This window comes from Corynebacterium timonense, assembly GCF_900105305.1.
GTDB classification, from domain to species: domain Bacteria; phylum Actinomycetota; class Actinomycetes; order Mycobacteriales; family Mycobacteriaceae; genus Corynebacterium; species Corynebacterium timonense.
In genome coordinates this window covers 2429503-2450718 of record NZ_LT629765.1, presented here as the reverse complement: position 1 = coordinate 2450718, position 21216 = coordinate 2429503, and the positions used below count along the sequence as shown (strand labels likewise).

At 61.1% G+C, this 21216-nt stretch carries 16 protein-coding genes and 4 pseudogenes; 11 read left to right on the top strand and 9 right to left on the bottom strand.

Annotated features, from left to right (window positions below; translation table 11 throughout):
- Positions 1 to 56: 56 nt before the first annotated feature.
- A pseudogene (locus BLT81_RS11645) lies at positions 57 to 230 on the bottom strand (IS256 family transposase); the annotation flags it as partial.
- Positions 231 to 448: 218 nt separating this feature from the next.
- Here BLT81_RS11645 and BLT81_RS12845 point away from each other — a divergent pair.
- The 4 genes from BLT81_RS12845 to BLT81_RS12835 all read left to right on the top strand — a co-directional run bounded on the left by BLT81_RS12845 (position 449) and on the right by BLT81_RS12835 (position 5678).
- Positions 449 to 1201, top strand: a complete 753-nt coding sequence (locus BLT81_RS12845; protein ID WP_019194845.1) for an integrase core domain-containing protein — start codon at positions 449 to 451, stop codon at positions 1199 to 1201.
- Between the two features lie 895 nt (positions 1202 to 2096).
- Positions 2097 to 3164: an MFS transporter gene (locus tag BLT81_RS11635; protein WP_155860871.1), complete on the top strand. Its 1068-nt coding sequence runs from the start codon at positions 2097 to 2099 to the stop codon at positions 3162 to 3164.
- Between the two features lies 1 nt (position 3165).
- Positions 3166 to 4557: a hypothetical protein gene (locus tag BLT81_RS12840; RefSeq protein WP_155860872.1), complete on the top strand. Its 1392-nt coding sequence runs from the start codon at positions 3166 to 3168 to the stop codon at positions 4555 to 4557.
- Positions 4558 to 4991: 434 nt separating this feature from the next.
- Positions 4992 to 5678 carry a hypothetical protein gene (locus BLT81_RS12835; RefSeq protein ID WP_155860873.1) on the top strand — a complete coding sequence of 229 codons (687 nt, stop codon included), beginning with the start codon at positions 4992 to 4994 and terminating at the stop codon, positions 5676 to 5678.
- Between the two features lie 795 nt (positions 5679 to 6473).
- On the opposite strand, the pseudogene BLT81_RS13445 reads toward BLT81_RS12835, so the two are convergent.
- Positions 6474 to 6635, bottom strand: a pseudogene (locus BLT81_RS13445) (transposase); the annotation flags it as partial.
- 96 nt (positions 6636 to 6731) lie between these two features.
- Complete coding sequence (locus BLT81_RS11620) at positions 6732 to 7244, bottom strand: ATP-binding protein (protein ID WP_019194849.1); 513 nt, start codon at positions 7242 to 7244, stop codon at positions 6732 to 6734.
- A gap of 52 nt (positions 7245 to 7296) precedes the next feature.
- On the opposite strand from BLT81_RS11620, the gene BLT81_RS13225 reads away from it, so the two are divergent.
- Genes BLT81_RS13225 through BLT81_RS11605 form a run of 3 tightly spaced genes read left to right on the top strand, consistent with a single transcriptional unit; the run spans position 7297 to position 8496 of the window.
- Positions 7297 to 7698 (top strand): transposase, encoded by a 402-nt coding sequence (locus BLT81_RS13225; protein ID WP_081582992.1) that lies wholly within the window; start codon positions 7297 to 7299, stop codon positions 7696 to 7698.
- Entirely contained in the window at positions 7587 to 7958 is a 372-nt protein-coding gene (locus BLT81_RS13145; RefSeq protein WP_231908947.1) for an IS3 family transposase, read from the top strand. The genes BLT81_RS13225 and BLT81_RS13145 overlap by 112 nt, the downstream gene beginning before the upstream one ends.
- Entirely contained in the window at positions 7939 to 8496 is a 558-nt protein-coding gene (locus tag BLT81_RS11605; protein WP_172812404.1) for a DDE-type integrase/transposase/recombinase, read from the top strand. The genes BLT81_RS13145 and BLT81_RS11605 overlap by 20 nt, the downstream gene beginning before the upstream one ends.
- Before the next feature lie 43 nt (positions 8497 to 8539).
- Here the strand turns inward: BLT81_RS11605 and BLT81_RS11600 are convergent.
- A pseudogene (locus BLT81_RS11600) lies at positions 8540 to 9515 on the bottom strand (IS3 family transposase); the annotation flags it as partial.
- A 381-nt stretch (positions 9516 to 9896) separates the two neighbouring features.
- Positions 9897 to 10828: pseudogene (locus BLT81_RS11595) on the bottom strand (IS256 family transposase); the annotation flags it as partial.
- A 509-nt stretch (positions 10829 to 11337) separates the two neighbouring features.
- Here BLT81_RS11595 and hutH point away from each other — a divergent pair.
- The 3 genes from hutH (at position 11338) to hutI (ending at position 16000) form a co-directional block, all read left to right on the top strand.
- The gene (gene hutH / locus BLT81_RS11590) at positions 11338 to 12894 is read left to right on the top strand and encodes a histidine ammonia-lyase (RefSeq protein ID WP_019194852.1); all 1557 of its coding nucleotides are present in this window, start codon (positions 11338 to 11340) and stop codon (positions 12892 to 12894) included.
- 176 nt (positions 12895 to 13070) lie between these two features.
- Positions 13071 to 14765, top strand: coding sequence for a urocanate hydratase (locus BLT81_RS11585; protein WP_019194853.1), 1695 nt, complete (start codon positions 13071 to 13073; stop codon positions 14763 to 14765).
- A gap of 47 nt (positions 14766 to 14812) precedes the next feature.
- Entirely contained in the window at positions 14813 to 16000 is a 1188-nt protein-coding gene (gene hutI / locus BLT81_RS11580) for an imidazolonepropionase (RefSeq protein WP_019194854.1), read from the top strand.
- On the opposite strand, the gene BLT81_RS11575 is transcribed toward hutI, so the two are convergent.
- The 4 genes from BLT81_RS11575 to BLT81_RS11555 all read right to left on the bottom strand — a co-directional run bounded on the left by BLT81_RS11575 (position 15997) and on the right by BLT81_RS11555 (position 19167).
- Positions 15997 to 16266 carry a hypothetical protein gene (locus BLT81_RS11575; RefSeq protein WP_019194855.1) on the bottom strand — a complete coding sequence of 90 codons (270 nt, stop codon included), beginning with the start codon at positions 16264 to 16266 and terminating at the stop codon, positions 15997 to 15999. The genes hutI and BLT81_RS11575 overlap by 4 nt on opposite strands.
- Positions 16267 to 16275: 9 nt before the next feature.
- Entirely contained in the window at positions 16276 to 16788 is a 513-nt protein-coding gene (locus tag BLT81_RS12825; protein ID WP_155860874.1) for a hypothetical protein, read from the bottom strand.
- A 640-nt stretch (positions 16789 to 17428) separates the two neighbouring features.
- Positions 17429 to 18343: a DUF5926 family protein gene (locus BLT81_RS11560; protein WP_019194858.1), complete on the bottom strand. Its 915-nt coding sequence runs from the start codon at positions 18341 to 18343 to the stop codon at positions 17429 to 17431.
- Positions 18344 to 18354: 11 nt separating this feature from the next.
- Positions 18355 to 19167: a glycerophosphodiester phosphodiesterase family protein gene (locus BLT81_RS11555; protein ID WP_019194859.1), complete on the bottom strand. Its 813-nt coding sequence runs from the start codon at positions 19165 to 19167 to the stop codon at positions 18355 to 18357.
- 84 nt (positions 19168 to 19251) lie between these two features.
- On the opposite strand from BLT81_RS11555, the gene BLT81_RS11550 reads away from it, so the two are divergent.
- Positions 19252 to 21207, top strand: a complete 1956-nt coding sequence (locus BLT81_RS11550) for an alpha/beta-hydrolase family protein (protein ID WP_081582993.1) — start codon at positions 19252 to 19254, stop codon at positions 21205 to 21207.
- The last annotated feature ends 9 nt before the right edge of the window (positions 21208 to 21216 follow it).

Genomic DNA, 21216 nt, shown 5'->3' with positions numbered 1-21216 from the left:
GATACTCACTGAAGCGCTACCGGAAAGTCACGACGCTGCTACCAAATAGCCGGTCGCAACACTGCGTTGATCGAGGCTTGCAAAAGACCTTTGACCAGGTCGCTGGCATCGTCGACGGAGGTCGATAGCTCGCCGATCAGTGCGGCGATTTCCGGGTTTTCCATCAGCTTCGCGCTGATCTCGTTGACCCTGCTCGGGTCATGGCCTTTCTTCGGTGACACGGTAGTCATTATCAGTGAAACTCCTTCTGGATCAGAGCCTCACACACAAAACACCTGACACCCTCAGTTGGTCCGGTTCGGCTTGGGAAGTAGGCCGTGTTGTCGGCCTGTTTTGGCCCGTTTCAGCGCGGAAAATTGGTTGGGCCCGACCCCTCTGGTAACGCCGCGTGCCCTGAAGTCACGCGGTCACCAGAATCCTCCCCCGAACTGTTACTGGATACTCACCAATGCGTTACTCGATGCTCACCACGGTGTTACTAGATACGACCGCGCAACATGTGACTTTCGCGGTGGACAGGTTCATTGATGCGGCATCCGTGGTGGAGCTGTTGGATCTTGCCGTGCTTGACCGCGGGGCGCCGAAAGTGCTCAGGATGGACAATTGTCCTGAATTTATTGCTCCTAAACTGCAAGATTGGGCCGAAGAGCACAAGTGTGCGCAGGCATTCATTCCTCCTAGTCAGCCGTGGCATAACGGTTTTGTGGAATCGCTTCACAACCGGATGCGCGACGAGGTCTTGGAAGACAATCTGTTCGATGACGTCGAGCAGGCCCGGCAGATCATCGGGTTCTGGTCGAAGCGGTACAATGACACCCATCCTCATTCATCGCTGGGCTACATGAGCCCGAATCGACTCGCGGCGCAATGGAGGAAAGAAAACACCACCGCAGCCACTCAAGCCACACGGTCCCAATCCTCAGCCCACACCACATCTAAGGCCAGCGCCCTTTCCACCGTCTTATTCGCGCAGCCTATTTCGGCCGGGATTCTCCTGATCGACAGGCCCTTCCGACGCAGATACCTTATCTCGGCCCACTCTTCCACGGAAATCACCCATCCAATCTTGTTGGTGGGCTATTTTTCGACCGTCGCTAACAAAGGTATTGCGGTGGCCGCCTCACACAATCATAAGGCCCTCGTCGTCAGTCACAGATACACCACGCTGACAGAAGCAACCGAAATATTTGTTAGCTTTTGAAGACAAACCGAACAACTGCGCATATACTGTGACCCAACCCAAGCAATTCGAAAGGAGGGAAAATGGATATCTTCGCAGAACCGCAGGAGCTTGAAGAAGCAAACTGGGAGCCGATGCGTTGCTCGTGCTAGTAACCGAATACCTTGGCGGCTGACTGTCATCCGCCAAGGTTCCACTTCTAACCGGAAAGATTTATGATTCGCCTAAAGAATAGCCGCGGTGAAACTCGACAAATTCAGCCGAGCAAGAAGCGCATCGAGCCTTTAGAACAGGTCGCGGGATACATTTCTTCCCTGGACCTCTCACGGGTCCGAGGGTCGCTGGTCGAGCCGCTAATTCCCAATCAGACCCCGATCACGGATCCGCATGCCAAACTATGCGAATTTGAGTATAGGAGGTGGTTGTACCTTCAGCGCAAATATGAAGGCGAAATCCTCCCACCCAATCCAGAGATTGACATGATGTGGCATGCGCACGTGTTAGATACTTATGCATACCATGAGGCATGTGAGCACATTTTCGGCTACTATCTCCACCATAATCCCTATTTTGGAGGCGATTCACCGGAAGAACAAGCGCGCTTGACTGACGCTTTTGAAACGATGCTGGAAAGATATGCAGAAACGTTTGGGCAGGATCCGAGGCAACGAAACGGGTGATGGAGCTGGGCCAGAATTGGTTCAATTACTGGCGAGTTATATTGCCCGCGAGCGGAACTATGCTCTTGGGCAGTTTAACTGGCGGTCTCTCGGGTGATCTATTCAATCTTTTTATAGTAAACGAATTGGGTTGGGACAGTGCAAAACTATCAATCATCTATTTTTTTATGCTAACCAGTATACCCATTCAATTGCTTGGGCCGAGCCTCGCACGGCGAGTCGGCTACAGGAACATGATGACCACCGGCATCGCCGCTATGCTCGTTTGTCTCATAATCATTCTCTTTTCCGTATGGTTCGTCACGGCGAGGATAAGCCAACTGCTCTTGCTAGGGATCTGCGCGGTGACAGTGGAAATTGCTTATTCCCTTTCGTTCGGCACAGTGTGGAGCACCTGGGTTAGTGAGATTGTCCCCCGGCAAACGCGGCCAACACTAATGGCATTGACCAGGATCCTTTCCCAAAGTTCCATGATTCTAGCTTTTGCGCTTCAGGCCACCGTCTTCCATGGCCACGTATCTAAGGTTTTTTACTCGCTAGTGACCTTAACCACTATTCTGTACGTGGTTAGCTCACTGATGGCGGTTAAGGGCCTACCGGCGGTAAAGGAGCAGCGGGAGGCGCATACAAATTTATCTTCAACCCTGATAAGCATACTTCGCGATATTAGGACGTCGACCGCGAATCCCCGGTATCGAACGTTGGCCCTAGATTCCTCTGTCCAACTCTTTATCGGTGTTCCTCTAATTGCAGTCTTTATGACCCAACTAATCGGCACCGAACTTAGGTTTGTTTCGCTTGCATTACTATTGCAACCCGTCACCTCCATTTTAGTGATGATTTTCGTCGCTAAAAAGGGAGCGGAGCTGCAGCTGGTTAGAACAATCCTAATTTCCGGTTCACTAGTAGCGGTATCTCTAACCGGATGGCTGGTTCTTACGCTCTTTTCTGGCGGTACATTAAATCAGTTGGCCAGGAACTTAGCTCCCGTCATCTTGGTGCCGCTAATGTTCGGGGCTAAAGCGCTTTATTCAATTATGGTTTCTCATTTCTCCGTGGACGTTATCCGCAAAGACCATCGCTTGGCCTTCTATACGTTTACCGATATCCTTTCGTCTTCTTCGCTCCAGGTCGCTAACAGCCTTGGCGGTTTAGTGATCTCGGCTTCAATGATTTCAAACTATCGGTTATCTGGCGTGCCGATTCCGGCAGCAATGTGGATCATAATTGGCTTGTCTTTTCTCCTCTATCTGTTATCTCGCTATGGGTCAATGCCCGACACATTTCGACAGGAAGGTAAATAAGATGCACTTTCACGTTTGCGTTATTGGCTTGGGCAAACAGTTTCGGGACTTCCATATGCCCATGATTAAGCTGGCTGCCCAAACTGCAGGGATGGATTGGTCACTCGATCTTGTGGTCGATCTTCCGGAGGTGTTAGATCGCCAAGTGCCTCGACTGCGAAAGGAAAATCCGAACATCATCTCCTTCAAAGGGATTGAGATGGGAACCGACCTTGAAAATTACGAGATCCAGCTCTTGCGCAAGGCGGAAGAGCTTAATATCAACCGAGTCATTATTGCTTCTGAACCAAGTTCACACCTGGCATATCTAAAGATTTTTTCTAATTTGAAGGTTCCCATTTTGGTCGACAAGCCCATAGTTTGCCGACCTCAGATTAGTGTTGATAGTCAGGTGCCGAAACGAGCGCTAGAAGATTTCATTGGCTTTGCCACGAGAGAAGCTTCATCCGCCATGATCACAGTTAATTCTTCGCGCAGATACAACGAAGAATTCGGGATCCTAAAAAAGGAAATTGATCGGTGCAGAAAAGATAGCAGGCAAGAGGTCACATTTATTACAGTCTTTTATGCCGATGGCGAAGTCCGAGACATCGACGGTGTCCTATATCAGGAAAACCATCCCTTTTGCCATGGCTACGGCGGACTGAACCATTCCACTTACCATCCCGTGGACGTGGCCGCATGGCTTAGTGGTATCCACGACTGGGATCGAGTCAATTCGATCGAAGTCTCCGCGTTGGCCCGTTCTTGCCGAGAGTATCTATTGCAGCGTTTCTCGCGAGCCACCTGCAATAATAGCGTGTTTGATACAGACCTTCCACTAGACGAATTCCCAGCTTCAACCAATACCGAGTACGATACTACAATAAATGTAAAGATAACCTACGATAGGGTAAAGACGTTGATTCTAAGTGTTTCATCCATCCACGAAAGTCCAACCATGGGCAGCGTCCAAGACCGGGCAGAAGGGAGTGGGAGTTCCCCCCGTATGACGGGGGAGTTCTATGTAATTAACCAGGGGGACAAGCAGCGCTTCTTACTTCGACGTAACGAATTCCCTGGATCCGTAGGCATAAAGGGCAATCAGCGCAGAAACCGGGAGAGACAGATTTTTCTAGACGTAGTTCGCGATCCAAGTTGGGCAACAGCGCTTGGATTAGAATACACCGAAGTTTTAATGGATCAGTTAGACGCCATGGACATTACAAAGAGTGGGAAGTATTATAACTTTCTGTCATTTTTTCTTTTCGAGGAAAACGCTCAAGCTTTTTACCCGTCTGAGAATATTCTTTCTACTCACCTGCTTTCGCAGATGATTCTAATTCTTGCTGCGCAATCTATTTCCCTGTCGGGTGAAAAGGTGCAGTGGGAACAGGGGGCAGTAAATGAGTAAGAAACATGGTAAATCGACTGTAAGAGCTATCGACTTTACAGCGCTGTTCTTCTGCGCATTGGTTCTATTCTCAGCTTTGTTCCCTCAGCTAGGAAAGCGGATACCGCGCTACGACATGTTTGCTCGTCCTGTACCTCGCCCACCCCGGCGAGTAGTAGCTGTAGTGAAACTACACGATGGCAGCTGCACGGAACTTCCCGCGCATCGAATTCTACCCCTAGAATTCCCGCGGAACGGTTCGGTTGTTCTAGAAGCCATGCGGCGTGGCCATTCTGACCGCCTTGCCCGCTCTCTAATCCACGCCCATAGGCGAGGTTGGCGCGGTTTCTATCAGGTACCGTCGTCTCTTCGCTCTTTAAGTGGTTCCCCTATCGCTTCTGTCTCCTTCGAGATAAGAGAAAGTGATTGCCTTGAGGTGCTCTAGAGACCCTGCAGTGGTGGGACAAATTGTTTCTTTAGCAGCGCTGTGCACGCGATTCATCCAATTTCCCCCCTCCTGGGTAGTGGGGCTAGAAGGGGTTAGCACGTGCCAAGAGTTCGAAGACCGCGACCAGCAGATGAACGGGTATGAAAGAGCAAAAGGCGCGTCCTTTTGTTTACTTCTTCGCGATTTAAAAAGACGTCGCCTTTCTTCTTTTACTGTTCTTACGTTCTGGTATACAGATTGTTTATTATCCAACGCCGTTTACGGTTTTAACCCTTTTTACCAGCATTTATATTTCCTAACTGGTTGCTATTCATTCGCCGCACTGCATTCAGATAGGACGTCGCGCTACCTTCAATTTGTGCCAGCTTCCATTTACAGTGCCAGTGGGTTGTCCAAGCTACGAGATTCAAGGGACTGGCTAACTAGGGGACATATACTGCGTAATGCCGTCGATCTTTACGGCGAGTCAACGAACTACGCGCGCTTTATCAAACGTTATGCGTCTATTCTTTCTCGTTTATGTTTACTTTTTGAAGTCTTTGCGTTACCTCTTGCGTGGTCTGGCCGTTTGGGGCTGAAAGGGGTTTCGACAGCCGGTCTTGTTTTCCACCTAGTCAATTGGAAGGTTTTCGGGATTTCGTTTTGGCACCTCGGCCTTTTCAACTTAATCCCTTTAATTTCCGTGCCCGAATAAGAACGCGCTCGGCTTGGAACGAGTGGTACTAGGAACTTTTGGTCACGAGAGTCGATGATATTTTTGCCCCCTAGGTCAAGTCCTGGGTGGCGGTGTATCTGGTTTCGAATTTCGGTTCTGTTCTGGGGGGCTTGTTGTCAGGGCCCGTCTCGGGGCTGGGGTGGGGTGCGATCATGCGGCGGTTTCGTTTCCTTTTGCTGGGGCGGTATCGATCGTGCTGGCAGCAACGATGCCCGGTCGGACCTGAGCCCTTGTTGGTGTGTTCAGAAGACCGAAATGGTAGCGGTGTGGTGAGTATCTGGTAGCGCCTGAGTGGGTACGCGGTAGCGGTATCTCACTCAGGCGTTTCCGGTTGTTATGCGTTGGTGGTCAGGCGCATGTTTGGTCCTTCGTGTCAAGCCCAGGGGGCCCGACCCCTGGAAAGTGGACACAGGGAATTGAACTTATGCGGTCAGGGTGAGTTTACCGCAGGTGCGGTTTTCGTACTCGATGGGCGAGAGATAATCGCACCATGAGTGTCTGCGTTTCTGGTTGTAGCGCACACACCAGGCGAAGACGTCCCGTCTGGCGTGCGGCTTCGAGGGTCAAGTCCACGGTGGTGGTGTATCTGCCTTTCGATAAGAACAAGCAGGGTGACGGTGTCAGGGGCCGTCACGAGCTCTGTGCTGGCGTGGGCTCATGCAACCTCCTGAGTGGATTCGCCGGCATCAATGACGGTGGCTGTCATCATCGTCTTGGTCTGTTCCAGGCTGGTGAGCGACATGTAGCGTTTCTGTTGGATCCCTCTCACTCGTGTTGCTCGGCGAGTACCGCCCCGACCAGACGCACGACGGCGTCGCGGTTGGGGACAATCCCCACGACGTCGGTGCGGCGTCTGATCTCCCGGTTGAGCCTTTCGGTGGGGTTGTTTGACCACACCTTCGTCCACACCGCTTTCGGCGCATTCGTAAACGCCAACTGTTCAGAAGACCGAAATGGTAGCGGTGTGGTGAGTATCTGGTAGCGCCTGAGTGGGTACCCGGTAGCGGTATCTCACTCAGGCGTTTCCGGTTGTTATGCGTTGGTGGTCAGGCGCATGTTTGGTCCTTCGAGTGTGATGATTTCGGCGCCGGAGACGAGTCGGTTGAGGATTGACTCGGAGATCACGGCGTCGGGGATGGACTTGTACCACTCGTGTGGGGTGAACTGTGAGGTCACAATGGTTGAGACTTTGCGTTCCCGCCCGGCGAGGATATTGAGTAGCTGGTGCGCGGTCGCGGCATCAACAGGTGTGGTGAGAAAGTCATCCAGGACTAGGACATCGACGTCGTGGAGTTGCTGGATGAACTTCAGCCGTGTGGGGTTATCGGGTTGGAGGACTGCCAGTTCGGCGGCGAGCATGTCGGTGCGGTAGAACCGTGCGGAGTAGTCGTTGCGGCATGCTGCGGTGATGAGTGCTTGGGCGAGGTAGGTTTTACCAACTGAGGATTTGCCCAGGATGACGATGTTTTGGCCCAGGTGGCACCATTGTCCGTGAGCGAGTCTGCTGACTTGCTCGGGGTTGATGTTGCGGTCAGGCGTGCACATGGTTCGCCCCGGGTTTAATGGAGGGTAGGAATTTGGAAAAGGAGCCCTACACATGCCCTCGAAGTACACGCCTGAGTTGAGGCAGCGCGCCATCGAACTGGTGCTGCACGCGCAAGCTGACCCTGACACGTCTCGTGGTGCGATATCCCGCATCGCTGTCGAGCTCGGAATGAGCAAGGAAACTCTGCGCGGCTGGGTCCGCGCTCATAAACAATCCGGCGCGGCAACCCCGGCTGAATCTATGGATCTTGCAGCAGAAAACCGCAGACTGCGAGCTGAACTGATTGAAGCGAAGCGCGCCAACGAGATTTTGAAAAGAGCATCAGCTTTTTTCGCGCCCGCGTGCGAGCGCCCACACACGCAGTCGTCCGGTTCATCGACGACAACCGGGAGGAATTCGGGGTCGAGCCGATTATTCGCGCCCTTTCAGCAACCAACGCGACAATCGCCCTGAGCACCTACTACGCCCACAAATCCCGGCCTGAATCATCTCGATCTATCCGCGACCGACAACTACGCAAAGCTTTGCGTGCCATCTACGACGACAACTACTCCTGCTATGGAGCGCGCAAACTATGGGCCGAGGTCAATCGCCGAGGCGACTTCGGTCACCTCGCCCGGTGCACCGTTGAGCGCCTCATGGCACTCGAAGGCATCCGTGGTATCCGGCGCCGGAAGAAAAAGCCCTCCACCCGTGAGCGCTGCCCCCGATAACTGCCCATCCGATGTGGTCACACGCGACTTTTGTGTCGATGCGCCGAACCGGCTGTGGGTCGCGGATATCACATACATCCCCACGCGTGTCGGGTGGGTGTACGCCTCGTTCGTCCTCGACGCGTATACCCGGGAGATTGTTGGCTGGCAGATCACCAACCACATGCGCACATCGCTGGCTAAAGACGCACTTGACATGGCCTTGTCAGCGCGCCTGCGCGCCGGTGAAGATGTCTCCGGTCTGATCCATCACTTTAGACAGGGGCGTGCAGTACAGGTCGGTCGTCTACGGAGAGACCTTGGCCCAGTCGCAGGTTATCGCCTCGGTTGGCTCGCAGGGAGACTCCTGAGACAACGCAATGGCAGAAGCGCTGAACTCATCGACCGTAGGACCTGGCCGGGGCTGCGAGATGTTCTCGTCGCGACGTCGACATGGGTCGGCTGGTACAACAACCGTCGTGTGCACTCGGCGCTAGGGTACCGCCCGCCCCGCCAGGCCCATCAGGAATACACCGCCGCGAACACCCAAGCGGCCTAATCGACAACAATAAAACCCTCTACAAAACTCGGGGCTTGACAAATCCTTGATCGGTGTGGATCATCCAGCCCGGCTCTGGAGCACACGCTTCGATCGCCTGCGCCAACGAGGCCGAGGTCAACGCTGTAGTCGGCGATGTGGCCACTGTGTGGGCGACGATTGAGCGGTCGAACAGGTCCATCACCGGTGAGAGATACACCTTGCGGCCGGCGACCTTGAACTCGGTGACGTCGCTGACGAAAACAGAGTTGGGCTTATCCGGGGTGAAGTTGCGCTCGAGTGTGTTCTCGGCGATGTGACTGGTTGTGCCTGCGTAGGAGACGTAGGGCCTGCGCAGGCGGATCTTGGCCTTCAAGCCCATCTCGCGCATGAGCTTTAAGACAAGTTTGTGGTTGACTATCCAACCTTGGTTCCGAAGGTCGAGCAGTACCCGCCGGTAGCCGTAGCGGTGTTTGTTGCGCTTAAAACTGTCCCGGATCGCCTGTTTGAGCTCGGCATGTTTATCCGGTGCGGTGAGTCGTTTCTGGTGGTAGAAGAAAGTCGAGCGTGCCATGTCGGCCGCATCCAGGAGGTACTCCAAGCGGTGGTGTGACTTGAGGATGACGATCGCCTGGGCTTTTAGGCGTGTCCCTGGTTCCTCAAGTCCCGCAATTTTTTTAAGTAGGCGATTTCCGCTTCCAGCCGTTCAACCTGGCAGCGAAGCTTTTCTTCCTCAGAAAGCACCTTCGGTTTGCCTGAACCTTTCGGCCTGCCCTTCGGCTTCGGGCGCAGAGCCTCGTCGCCGCCTTTGCGCCACTTAATCACCCAGTCCTTGACGAGTTGGTCGGATGAAAGATTGAACTCTCGGGCAAGATCCATCTTCGACTCACCGGCCAGATGACGTTCCACAACCTCCTTCTTCGTCTCGAAGGAGTAGCGCTGCTTGTTCGGTTTCTCCACGAGACATAGCCTGCCACGCAGTTGGAAACGGCGATAGAGGCAGCGCGCTGCATCCCTCGAGACACCGACAACACGAGCAGCGGCTCTGGAACCCATTCCCTGCTCGAAAAGGTCGACTAACTGCTCACGCTGAACTTCACTCAGCGAACTACGTGCTCTCAAAGAACATGCTCCCCACTAGTTGTTAGCAACTGATTTCTCAGTCCAACTAATGGGGAGCAGTTCAGACCTCGCGGACAAACGAAGGCGGGACATTTCTCAGGAACAGAAACCTACTGGGGGATCGTTATCGGCATGGCCCTTTCCCTATCCAAAAAAGGGGCCACACCAGTCACAGCCACATGGAGAAGTGGCCTAATTTTCCGCGCTGAAACGTACCAAAACAGGCCGCCAACACGGCCTACTTCCCAAACCGAACCGGACCAACTACATCAGATCAGACACATTCCTCCAGGTGAATGCGCCACATGGGGGAATGTCTGCTGGCAAAACTCGACAACGTCTCGGGCCTGGTCCCACACGGTGTGGGCGTCGGGTTGCTGGAAGATCGTGTGAAACATCGCCGACAATGTCGGCCACTTAAGTTTTCGGCACCATCGATGACAGATTCTTCGCGAAATGGGTGCGGCACCGCTGCCAGGACGCGTTGGGTAGGCAGTCACCCACAGCGGCTTGGATGCCTAGGTGGGCGTCGCTGGTGACCAGGTACACCTGATCCAGGCCCCGGGCTTTCAGGTCGCGGAAGAACCCGGTCCACGACGCGACCGATTCGGCGGTGGCGACCTGCATACCACACAACTCCCGGTACCCGTCGGCGTTAACCCCGGTGGCCAGCAGCACGCTGGTTTTCACGACGCGCCCACCTTCACGCACCTTCATCGTCAGCGCGTCGCAGGAAAAATAGAGGTAGGGGCCGGTGCCCAACGGGCGGGTGCGGAAGTTGTCGACCATCACGTCGAGTTCTTTGGCCATGGTAGACACCTGCGACTTCGACAGGTTGGTGATCCCGCAGGTGGCGACCAGGTCATTCATGCGGCGGGTGGAGACCCCCTTGAGGTAGCAGGTGGCTACGACGGTAGCCAGGGCGCGTTCTGCTCTTAAGCGGCGCGGGGGCAACCAGTCGGGGAAGAATGATCCGTGGCGAAGTTTCGGGATTCTCACGTCGATGGTGCCCACACGAAGGTCCAGGTCGCGGTGGCGGTAGCCGTTTCGGTGGTTGGTGCGGGTGTCGCTGACGGTGGCGTAGTCAGCCCCGCAGACGCTGTCTGCTTGGGTGGACAAGGATCTGGTTGATGACATCCTGCAGCATCTGACGCATCAGACCCGGGGATGTGTGGGCGAGCAGCTCATCAAGATAGGCGGTCGGGTCGATATGATTGGGTCCAGCGGCCATCGCGTTGGTTCCTTTCGAGGAGATGTTGGAATTGATTCGAAAGGTACTGCGGTTACCGCCTCACACATTCATGAGGCCCCTCACCGACAGTCACAGATACACCACGCTAACGGACGCAACCTTCTCAAAGTAGTGGTCACACACTCTTTCCAGCTCGGTGAACCTTATGCCGGCGGAGGCTCTCCCCATTTTCGCCACAATGTCGCCAATGCAGCCGTCCATGGACAACCAGTACCACATGCAGTACCACGGAGGGCGGTACCCTACAGGAACGCTACTGGCCGACGTAGCTGGTAATGCTTGTCCAACCCCCCGAGCACCTCGCGCTCAAGCAAGTCCCTACGCACCCCCACGACGCCATGGTTGCACGTGCCCGCCACCCCACCCGTAGCGCCCCACCGCACTCACCCGCTACACTTACCCCCGTCGCGTCTGGCTGTCGCGCGCTGTACCCACTCGAGCCCTCGCAGGGGCTCCGATCACGCATGCACCCCGCAGAAAGGACAGCTATGACCACCTCCACCTCCCCTGCCACCGTCACCGTCGGCATCGGCGCGCTCAGCGTCGAGGAGGTCGTCGCCGTCGCCCGCCACGGCGCAACCGTCGAGATCGACCCGGCCGCGCTCGACGAGGTCGCCGCGACCCGCCAGCGCGTCGAGGAGCTGGCGAACGACCCGACGCCCGTCTACGGCATCTCCACCGGTTTCGGCGCACTCGCCCGCCGCCACATCCCCGAGCACCTGCGCGCACAGCTGCAGCTCTCGCTGGTCCGTTCGCACGCGGCTGGCTCCGGCCCGGAGGTCGAAGAGGAGGTCATCCGCGCGTTGATGCTCCTTCGCTTGTCCACGCTGTGCACCGGCCGCACCGGCGTGCGCCCGGTCGTGGCCGAGACCTACGCACAGGTGCTCAACGCGCACATCACCCCGGTGGTGCGCGAGTACGGCTCGCTGGGCTGCTCCGGCGACCTGGCCCCACTGGCCCACTGCGCCCTGGCGCTGCTCGGCGAGGGCGAGGTGCGCGTGGACGGCGGCGAGGTCGTCGCCTCCTCAGACGCGCTGGCCGCCGCGGGCATCGAGCCGCTGGCACTCGAGGAGAAGGAGGGCCTGGCGCTCATCAACGGCACCGACGGCATGCTCGGCCAGCTCTGCCTGGCCATCGCCGACCTGCGCGAGGCGGCGAAGGTCGCCGACATCGCCACCGCTATGACGGTCGAAGGGCTTAACGGGACACTCACCGTCTTCGCCGACGACCTGCAGCAGCTGCGCCCCCACCCGGGACAGGCGGACGCCGCGGCGAACATCCGCGCCGTCGCCGCCGGCTCGGAGATCCTCGCCGCGGCCGCGGAGGAATTCAAGGAAAAGCAGGTGCAGGACGCGTACTCGGTGCGCTGCTCCCCGCAGGTGGCTGGCGGTTTCCGCGACACGCTCGCCCACGCCGAGCTGGTGGCGGGCCGCGAGCTGGCCGCGGCGGTAGACAACCCAGTGGTGGCGCTGGACGGGCGCGTCGCCTCCAACGGCAACTTCCACGGGGCGCCGGTGGCCTACGTGTTGGACTTCCTGGCCATTGTGGTGGCCGATGTGGCGTCGATGAGCGAGCGCCGCACGGACCGCTTCCTGGACACCGCGCGCAACCGCGGGCTCACCGCCTTCCTTGCGGACGACCCGGGCGTGGACTCCGGGCACATGATCGCGCAGTACACGCAGGCGGGCATCGTCAGCGAACTGAAGCGCAACGCCACCCCGGCGTCGGCGGATTCGATCCCGTCGTCGGCGATGCAGGAGGACCACGTCTCGCTCGGGTGGTCGGCGGCGCGCAAGCTGCGCCGCAGCATCGACGGCCTGCAGCGCGTGCTCGCCATCGAGATCCTCACGGCGGCCCGTGCCATCGACATGCGCGAGGGCGCTGCGGCGCCCGGCACGCAGGCGGCGATCGACGTCCTGCGCTCCGTGGTCGAGGGCCCGGGAACGGACCGCTTCCTCTCCCCGGAGATCGAGCACTCCGTGGCGCTGGTGAAGGGCGGGGCGTACGTGGAGGGCGTCGAAAAGCGCGTCGGAACCCTTCGATAAGCAGCGGTAACGCCCGGTCGTCTCGAATTCGAGACACCCGGGTTCTTTTTTGTGTCGTGCCCCTGGTGTGGCGCGCGTTACCATCGGCGCTGAACGAAACGCAGCCCACCGTTGGCGGGGACAGCCCCGGGACACCGGCCCGCAGCGCGTGACACCCTACCTGTAAGGAGGAACTCATGACCGAGAAGAACTGGGCCGAAGGCGCCCGCGAGGTGCGCGCACCCCGCGGCACCGAGCTGACCGCCAAGTCCTGGCAGACCGAAGCGCCGCTGCGCATGCTGCAGAACAACCTCGACCCCGAGGTCGCCGAGCACCCCGACACCCTCGTCGTCTACGGCGGCACCGGCCGCGCCGCCCGCAGCTGGGAGGCCTTCGACGCGATCATCGACACGCTGACAGACCTCGAGTCCGACGAGACCCTGCTGGTCCAGTCCGGCAAGCCCGTCGGCGTGTTCCGCACCAACGAGTGGGCGCCGCGCGTGCTCATCGCCAACTCCAACCTCGTCGGCGACTGGGCCAACTGGGAGCACTTCCGCTCCCTCGAGGACGAGGGCCTCATGATGTACGGCCAGATGACGGCCGGCTCCTGGATCTACATCGCCACCCAGGGCATCCTGCAGGGCACGTTTGAGACCTTCTACGCGGTGGCGAAGAAGCGCTTCGGCGACACCCTCGCCGGCACGCTGACCCTCACCGGCGGCTGCGGCGGCATGGGCGGCGCCCAGCCGCTGGCGGTCACCCTCAACGGCGGCGCCTGCCTCATCGTCGATGTGGACGAGACGCGCCTGAGGCGTCGTCAAGCAAAGCGCTACCTCGACGAGGTCACCACCGACATCGACGAGGCGATCCGCCTGGTCACCGAGGCGAAAGAGCAGAAGAAGGCCCTGTCCGTCGGCCTGGTGGGCAACGCCGCCGAGGTCTTCCCGGAGATGCTGCGCCGCCACCGCGCCGGCGAGGTCACCGTGGACATCGTCACCGACCAGACCTCCGCGCACGACCCGCTGTCCTACCTCCCCACCGAGATCACCGTCGACGAGTGGCGCACCGAGGCGGCCGCCGACCCAGTGACCTTTACCAAGAAGGCCCGCGAATCCATGGCCGCCCAGGTCCAGGCGATGGTCGAGTTCCAGGACGAAGGCGCCGAGGTCTTCGACTACGGCAACTCCATCCGCGACGAGGCCCGCAAGGCCGGCTACACCCGCGCCTTCGAGTTCCCCGGCTTCGTGCCCGCCTACATCCGCCCGCTGTTCTGCGAGGGCCTCGGCCCGTTCCGCTGGGTGGCTCTCTCCGGCGACCCGGAGGACATCAAGGTCACCGACCAGGCCATCAAGGAGGCCTTCCCCGACAACGAGCACCTGCACCACTGGCTCGACGCCGCCGAGGAGTACGTCGAGTTCGAGGGCCTGCCCGCCCGCATCTGCTGGCTCGGCTACGGCGAGCGCGCCAAGGCCGGCGTGATCTTCAACAACCTGGTCAAGGAGGGCAAGGTCAAGGCGCCGATCGTCATCGGCCGCGACCACCTCGACTCCGGCTCCGTCGCCTCGCCCTACCGCGAGACCGAGTCCATGCTCGACGGCACCGATGCGGTCGCGGACTGGCCGCTGCTCAACGCCATGACCGCCGTCTCCGGCGGCGCAACCTGGGTGTCCATCCACCACGGCGGCGGCGTGGGCATGGGCCGCTCCATCCACACCGGCCAGGTCACCGTCGCCGACGGCACCGAGCTCGCCGAGGCCAAGCTGAAGGCGGTGCTCACCAACGACCCGGGCATGGGCGTCATCCGCCACGTCGACGCCGGCTACACCCGCGCCCACGAGGTGGCCGAGGAGCGCGGCGTGCGCATCCCGATGCGTTTCACGGCGCGCGACTAAACGCGCGCTTAGCGACGCCCCGCATCCCCCCAGGTAGAAAGGCACCCATGAGCACTCTTCTCACCGGAATCTCCGAACTGCGCACCGTCTCGGAGCTCGGCACCATCAAAGACGCGGCCCTTCTGATGGACGGCGGCGTCATCGAGTGGGTGGGTGTCGCGGCCGGCGCCCCAGCCGGCGCCGACGACACCGTGGACCTGGGCGGGCGCGCCGTGCTGCCCGGCTGGGTCGACTCCCACACCCACATGGTCTTCGACGGCGACCGAGCCGCGGAATTCGAGGCCCGCATGGCGGGGGAGTCCTACGCCGCCGGCGGCATCGCCGTGACGATGGAGGCCACCCGCTCGGCGTCCACCGAGCGCCTGCACCAGCTCGTGGCCGAGCGCGTCGCCGCCGGCCGCGCAGGCGGCACCACCACCTTTGAAACGAAGACCGGCTACGGCCTCAACGTCGCCTCCGAGGCGGAGGCCGCCCGCGTCGCTGCCTCCCACGTCGACGACGTCACCTTCCTCGGCGCTCACCTCGTCCCGCCGGGCGCCGACGCCGAGGAGTACGTCACCGAGGTCGTCGGCCCGATGCTCGACGCGGTGAAAGACCACGTGCAGTGGATCGACGTGTTCTGCGAGCGCGGCGCCTTCACCGAGGAGCAGTCGCGCCGCGTCCTGGAGGCCGGAAAGAACGCCGGCTTGGGCGTGCGCGTGCACGGCAACCAGCTCGGCGAGGGCCCAGGCGTGCGCCTCGCCGTGGAGATGGGCGCCGCGAGCGTCGACCACGTCAACTACCTCAGCGACGCCGACATCGAGCTCCTCGCCGGCTCGGACACCGTGGCCACGCTCCTGCCGGCCTGCGACCTGTCCACCCGCGAGCAGCTCGCCCCCGGCCGTGCGCTTATCGACGCCGGCGCCACCGTCGCCATCGCCTCGAACCTCAACCCGGGCACCTCGTTCACCAGCTCGATGAACTTCTGCGTCACCACCGCGGTGCTGCAGCAGCGCCTCACCCTCGACGAGGCCATCGCCGCCGCCACCACAGGCGGGGCAAAGGCTTTGCGACGCCACAACGTCGGCGCCGGGAAGGACCCGCAGGGCCGCCCCGCCAAGGGCACACTCGTGCCCGGCGCGGCCGCCGACCTGCACGTCCTCGACGCAGCCAGCGCCATCAACCTCGCCTACCGCCCCGGCATGCCGATCACGTGGCAGACCTGGGTGGGCGGGGAAAAGGTGTACTCGGCCTAAGCGAGTGCGAAGGCGACGACGAGTAGGAGGATGAAGACCGCCGAGACCAGCGCAAAGGTGATCATCCGTTTCTTGTCACCGGGATCTTGCGCAAGCTGGCTGATCGCGCGCACCGCAAAAAGGATCGCGAGGAACTTAGCCCCGTACGCCCAGTAAGGAACGTGATCGTCGCTCAACAGCGCGGGGTCAACTGTCATAATTGCCGCGAGAATCGCGGACAGCGCCCAGCTAAACCCTTCTTTTGAGTTAGTTGACGTAGAAGCCACTACTTCCTCCTAACAACTTGCGGCGGTGGTCAGTGCGCCTCCCGCTGCGTGACAACCAGCCGCGGTTAGAGCACCCGTAACAACGCCGGGAGCGGTAGCGATCGTGGCTGGTACGCACACCAGGCCGTCCCAGGCTGTTTGAATTCCCCACTTCACCCACTTGTTGTCGGTACAGCCTCGAAAAGAAGGACCCTCCTGCACGGCGAAGACTTCATTTTTCTCTTCATCCATCCAAAGTGTCATCCCTTCCGGGAGGTCTGGATCCAGCTCCACAAGCGCTTTGCCCTCCCCATCGGCAACAACGACTCTTTCATCCACGACTTTGAGCTGGTCGTCTTTATGGAGTTCGAACCTTAGCCCGTGGGCATTCGGAATGACCTCAACTTTTCGTTCCATCTCCCCGAATTCTCCGAACAGGAACGCTTCAGGAGTGGATTTATCAGAAGCTGCTGCCTGATCACTTCCGAAGTTGACGGAATCAGCTGCCTGTGCAGTAGGGATTGCTGAGCTGAATCCCATCATCAAAGCTAGCAATGCCCCCCCAAGGAACGCATGTTCTCCATGTTGGTACCCCTTCTTCAGATCGATTGAGCGAGGTTTCGCTCGTCAACGACATTACGTGCCGCGAATCACCGCTTCCTGCCTGCAGGAATACTGGGTACTTTCGTGCACACCCTTTTGGGGCAAGAATGACCAGCTCCACTTCTTCAGCTATCTGGCGCGGCCAACGCCATCAACCTAGCCTACCGCCCTGGCATGCCGATTACGTGGCAGACCTGGGTGGCCGGGGAAAAGGTATTCCCAGCGGAGGCCTCAACGGAAAAGACACCACCATGGAGCGCAAGATCATCGCCGCCCTGTTCGTCCTGCTCCTACTCACCGCGGGATTGCACGACTGGCCCTACTGGGCGCAGCTCGCGTTCGCGCTGGCCGCCTTCGTCGCGGTGTTCCTCCCCCACCACGCCCCGAGAGGGTGGCGCAGTTTAGAAGTAGGCGTAGTTGATCGCCCAGTCCTCGGCCTCGTTGGTGGGTAGCGCCACCTCGACCGGGCCGAGGGTGGCGGTGCCGGAGCGGGCGGGGCGGGGCGTTGTCGCAGCAGACACGGACGAGACCTCATACCCACCCGGCGAACATCCCGCGAACCCCTTTCGCCCGCACGTACCTAGATGGTCACCTGGCGCGACTTGATGTTATCCAGCTGCTTGCGCTCCTCGGCGCTGAGCTGCGCCTCGTTGGCGTACTCGGCCTCGATCATCGCGTTCAGGTTCACCAGCGCGTCCGCGTAGGAGGAGGGCTCGACCGCGGGGTCGAGGTCCCACACCGGCACCGCGACGCCGTGGGTGCGGAAGACCCCGGCGAACTTCGTGCCCTCTCCCAGGTGGAGCTCCCCGCGGGCGGCCACCCGGGCCAGCGCCGCGAGGACGCGGTTCTCGCTCTCCTCCGGGCGCACCCACCGGATGTGGGCCTTGCCGCCGCCGGGGTTGACCCACCACACCGACCCGGGCACGTCGGCGCGCACCTGGGTGGAGGGGATCACGGCGTCGTTGGCGCGGGCGAGCGCCTGCTGCACGTCAGCCGGGACCTGGGCGCCCGACGGGAACCACCACGAGAAGTCCTGGTGCTCGGTGATGGTGGGGACCGCGGTGGCGTCGATAAGCGAAGAAAGCTCGGGCTGGCTGCCGTCGGCCGCCGTGGACTGGAGGGTCTGCCCCGGCTCCGCCTCGAGCACCCAGCTGAGCGCGTAGGCGAGGTCGCGGCCCGGGTTCGCGGAGTGCGAGGCGACCTGGAGAGCGACGAAACGCTCCCCGCCCTGGTCCGCGGCGCGCACAAGGGCCGCGCCGGCGCCCGGCAGGACCGTGACCACGTTGACCTTTTCGCCCGCGACGTCGAACTCGGCGACGGCGGAGGGGACGAACTCCTGCAGAGCGATGAGATCGGTCTCGGCGGCGAGCCCGCCGTAGGGGCGCGGGTCCTTTTTCAGCGCCTCGCGCTCGGCGGCGCGAGCGGCGAGCTTCGCCTGGCGGCGGCTCATGCCCTCGGGAAGGTCGTCCTGCTGTCTGCGGTTCTTCTTGGCCATGGGGCCACATGTTACCCGACGGTCGAGCCCCCAACCGCGGCGCGCGCGAAGGTCTCCACGGCCAGGTGGGGCATGTCCGTGGCAACCACGTCGACGCCGTTGTCGCGGCACCACAGCATGTCGCGCGGGGTGTTCACCGTCCACGTGTAGGTCTTCAGCCCCTTGTATCCGAGCAGCTTCGGGCGCGCCTTGAGGTGGCTCAGGGCCGGACCGACGCCGTAGGGGCGCGAGAGCATGCAGTTGTTCTTGTTCCACTTCTTCTCGCGGAGGCGGAACAGGTAAAACGTCTCCAGCTCGGGGGCGAAGTGGGTGAAGTAGCGCATCGCGCGGTGGGAGAAGGAGATCAGGTGCACGCGCTCCGAGGTGCGCATTCGCGCGTAGGTGAGAATACGCAGGGTCTGCTCGTCCACCTCCGGGCCGTAGCGGGTGGGGTGCTTCGTCTCAATGTAGATGTGCTTGTCGGGGTAGTCCTGCATGAGCTCGAGGAGTTCCTCGAGCAGCATGATGCGCTGCGGGCTATCCTCCGTACCCACGTTGAGCTCGCGCAGGTCCGCGTAGTCGGTGGCGGAGACGCGGCCCTTGCCGTCGGAGGTGCGCTCCAGCACGGGGTCGTGGAAGACGACGAGCTTGCCGTCGCGGGTCAGCCGCACGTCGCACTCGATGCCGTGGATGTCCATCTTCAACGCCGCGTCGAAGGCGGCGAAGGTGAGCTCGGGGTACAGGCCCGACGCGCCGCGGTGGGCGACGATCTTCGGCGCATCCGCCTCGGTGCGCGAGCCTGACGTGTTGCCTTTGCTTCCGGTGCTGCCCAGCAGTGTTGTCACGTGTCCCAAACCTACAACGACCCGCGCGGTTGCGCGACCGGAAGCGCCCTGCGCGCCGGGGCGGGGTTTGCAACAATGGTCTGCATGTCGCTTCACGGGCCCACCCCCCGCCCTCGTTTCCGGGACTTGTTCGCTTGGCTCAACCGGCCTGCCGAGGACTCGGAGACCCGCCTGCAGGTCGGCCGGGCGGTGGCCAAAGCGAAGGGGCGCTACGATGTCCGCCGCCACGGCATCCTCGCCGTCCCCCTGTTCGTGGTGGAGGTGTGGGCGGACCTGACGCCGGTGGTGCGGATGGGCGGGTTGCGCCGCCTGCCCGAGAACTTCGGCGCGGGCGTCATCGGCGCGGAAGCCGCCACGTGGGGCGCGATCTCACCGTCGCTTCTGCCCCACACCTGGCCGGTCGTCGCCGCGAACGTAGCCATCTGCCAGGGCGTGGGCCATGTGGCGGGCACCGCGATCAGCGAGTTGCTGCGCGGGGTCCGCGCCCTGTCGCCGCTTCCGGCCCACCCGCGCGCTCATCGCACGGTCAACAGCGTTCTTCACCTCGGCATGAGCGCTGTTACGGTGGCTACCTTCGTCAGCTCGCGGCGCCGCCACAACGCGCAGGTCGAGCTCGTCGAGGGCCGCGAGGAGCTCGAGCTCGCGAAATCCCTCGCCGGCATCACAGTGGGCACCCTCGGCTACGGCGCCCTCCTCGCCGTCGGGGAGGCGTTGCAAGTGCTTATCGACGTCTTCAATATCGTCCTCGGCAAACGCCTCCCGGCACTCGCTTCCTGGCCGCTCGCCATCGCCGGCGGCGCTGCCGTCTCCATCCTGCTCACCGACCGCGTCGTGGTGCGCAACTTCTTGTCCCGCGTCTACCGCAAGGCCGAGAAGCTCGACCGCGAGTTCCTCGTCGGCGCGCCCCGCCCGCGCGAGCGCGAGCGCTCCGGCTCCCCCGCCTCGCTGGAGCCGTGGTCCACGATGGGCCGCCAGGGCCGCGCCGTCGTCTCCGGCGGCCCGCGCAAGCGCGACATCGAGCTTCTTTTCGACGACGGCGGCGAGGCCCGCGAACCCATCCGCGTCTTCATCGGCCTCGACGAGGGCCGCACCACCGAGGACATGGTTCAGCTCGCGCTCGCCGAGCTCGACCGCACCCGCGCGTGGGAGCGCTCGCACCTGGCCATCATGTCGGCGGCCGGCACCGGCTGGATCAACGACTTCCACACCTCCGGCTTCGAGTTCGTCGGCCGCGGCGACACCGCCATCGTAGCCATGCAGTACTCCTACCTGCCCTCCGTCTACTCCTACCTCGCCGACCGCGAATCCCCCACGCGGTCCGCCCGCCTGCTTATCGACGCCATCCAAGCGCGCCTTTCCACCCTTCCGAAACACAAGCGACCCAAGCTCTACCTCGGCGGCGAATCCCTCGGCGCCTACGGCGTCTGCGACGCCTCCGACAGCGCCGAGGACTTCCTCAACGGCGTCACCGGCGCCGTGTTCTCCGGCGCGCCCGGCTTCACCCGCGTCCACGGCGAACTCACCCGGGGCCGCGACTACGGCAGCCCCCAGCGGCTCCCCGTCGTCGACGGCGGGCGCCACATCCGCTTCTGCGCCCACCCCGACCACCTCGACCACGACTTCTCCGGCGACACCTACGCCAACGAGTGGGAAACGCCGCGCGCCGTCTTCGCCCAGCACGCCTCCGACCCCGTCGTCTGGTGGGACTGGTCCCTTGCCTGGCGCGCCCCGGACTGGCTGAAAGAGCCCGGTTCGCGCAGCCGGCCCGCCCCCGCGGCGCAGCGCCTCGACGTGCCGGACACCATGCGGTGGGCGCCCTTCATCACCTTCTGGCAGGTGGGCATCGACCAGCTGACCTCCCAGAACTGCCCCTCGCCCCACGGGCACAACTACCACGACGAGACCGTGGCCTACTGGGCCGCCGTGATGGACACCGAGATCTCCCCCGCCACCCTGCACCGCATCAGCTTGTGGATCCACCGCGACGCCACCAAGCTGCGCCACCCCGCCGGTGGACGGGGCAGGAAGCTCAGCTATTAGCCAGTGGCA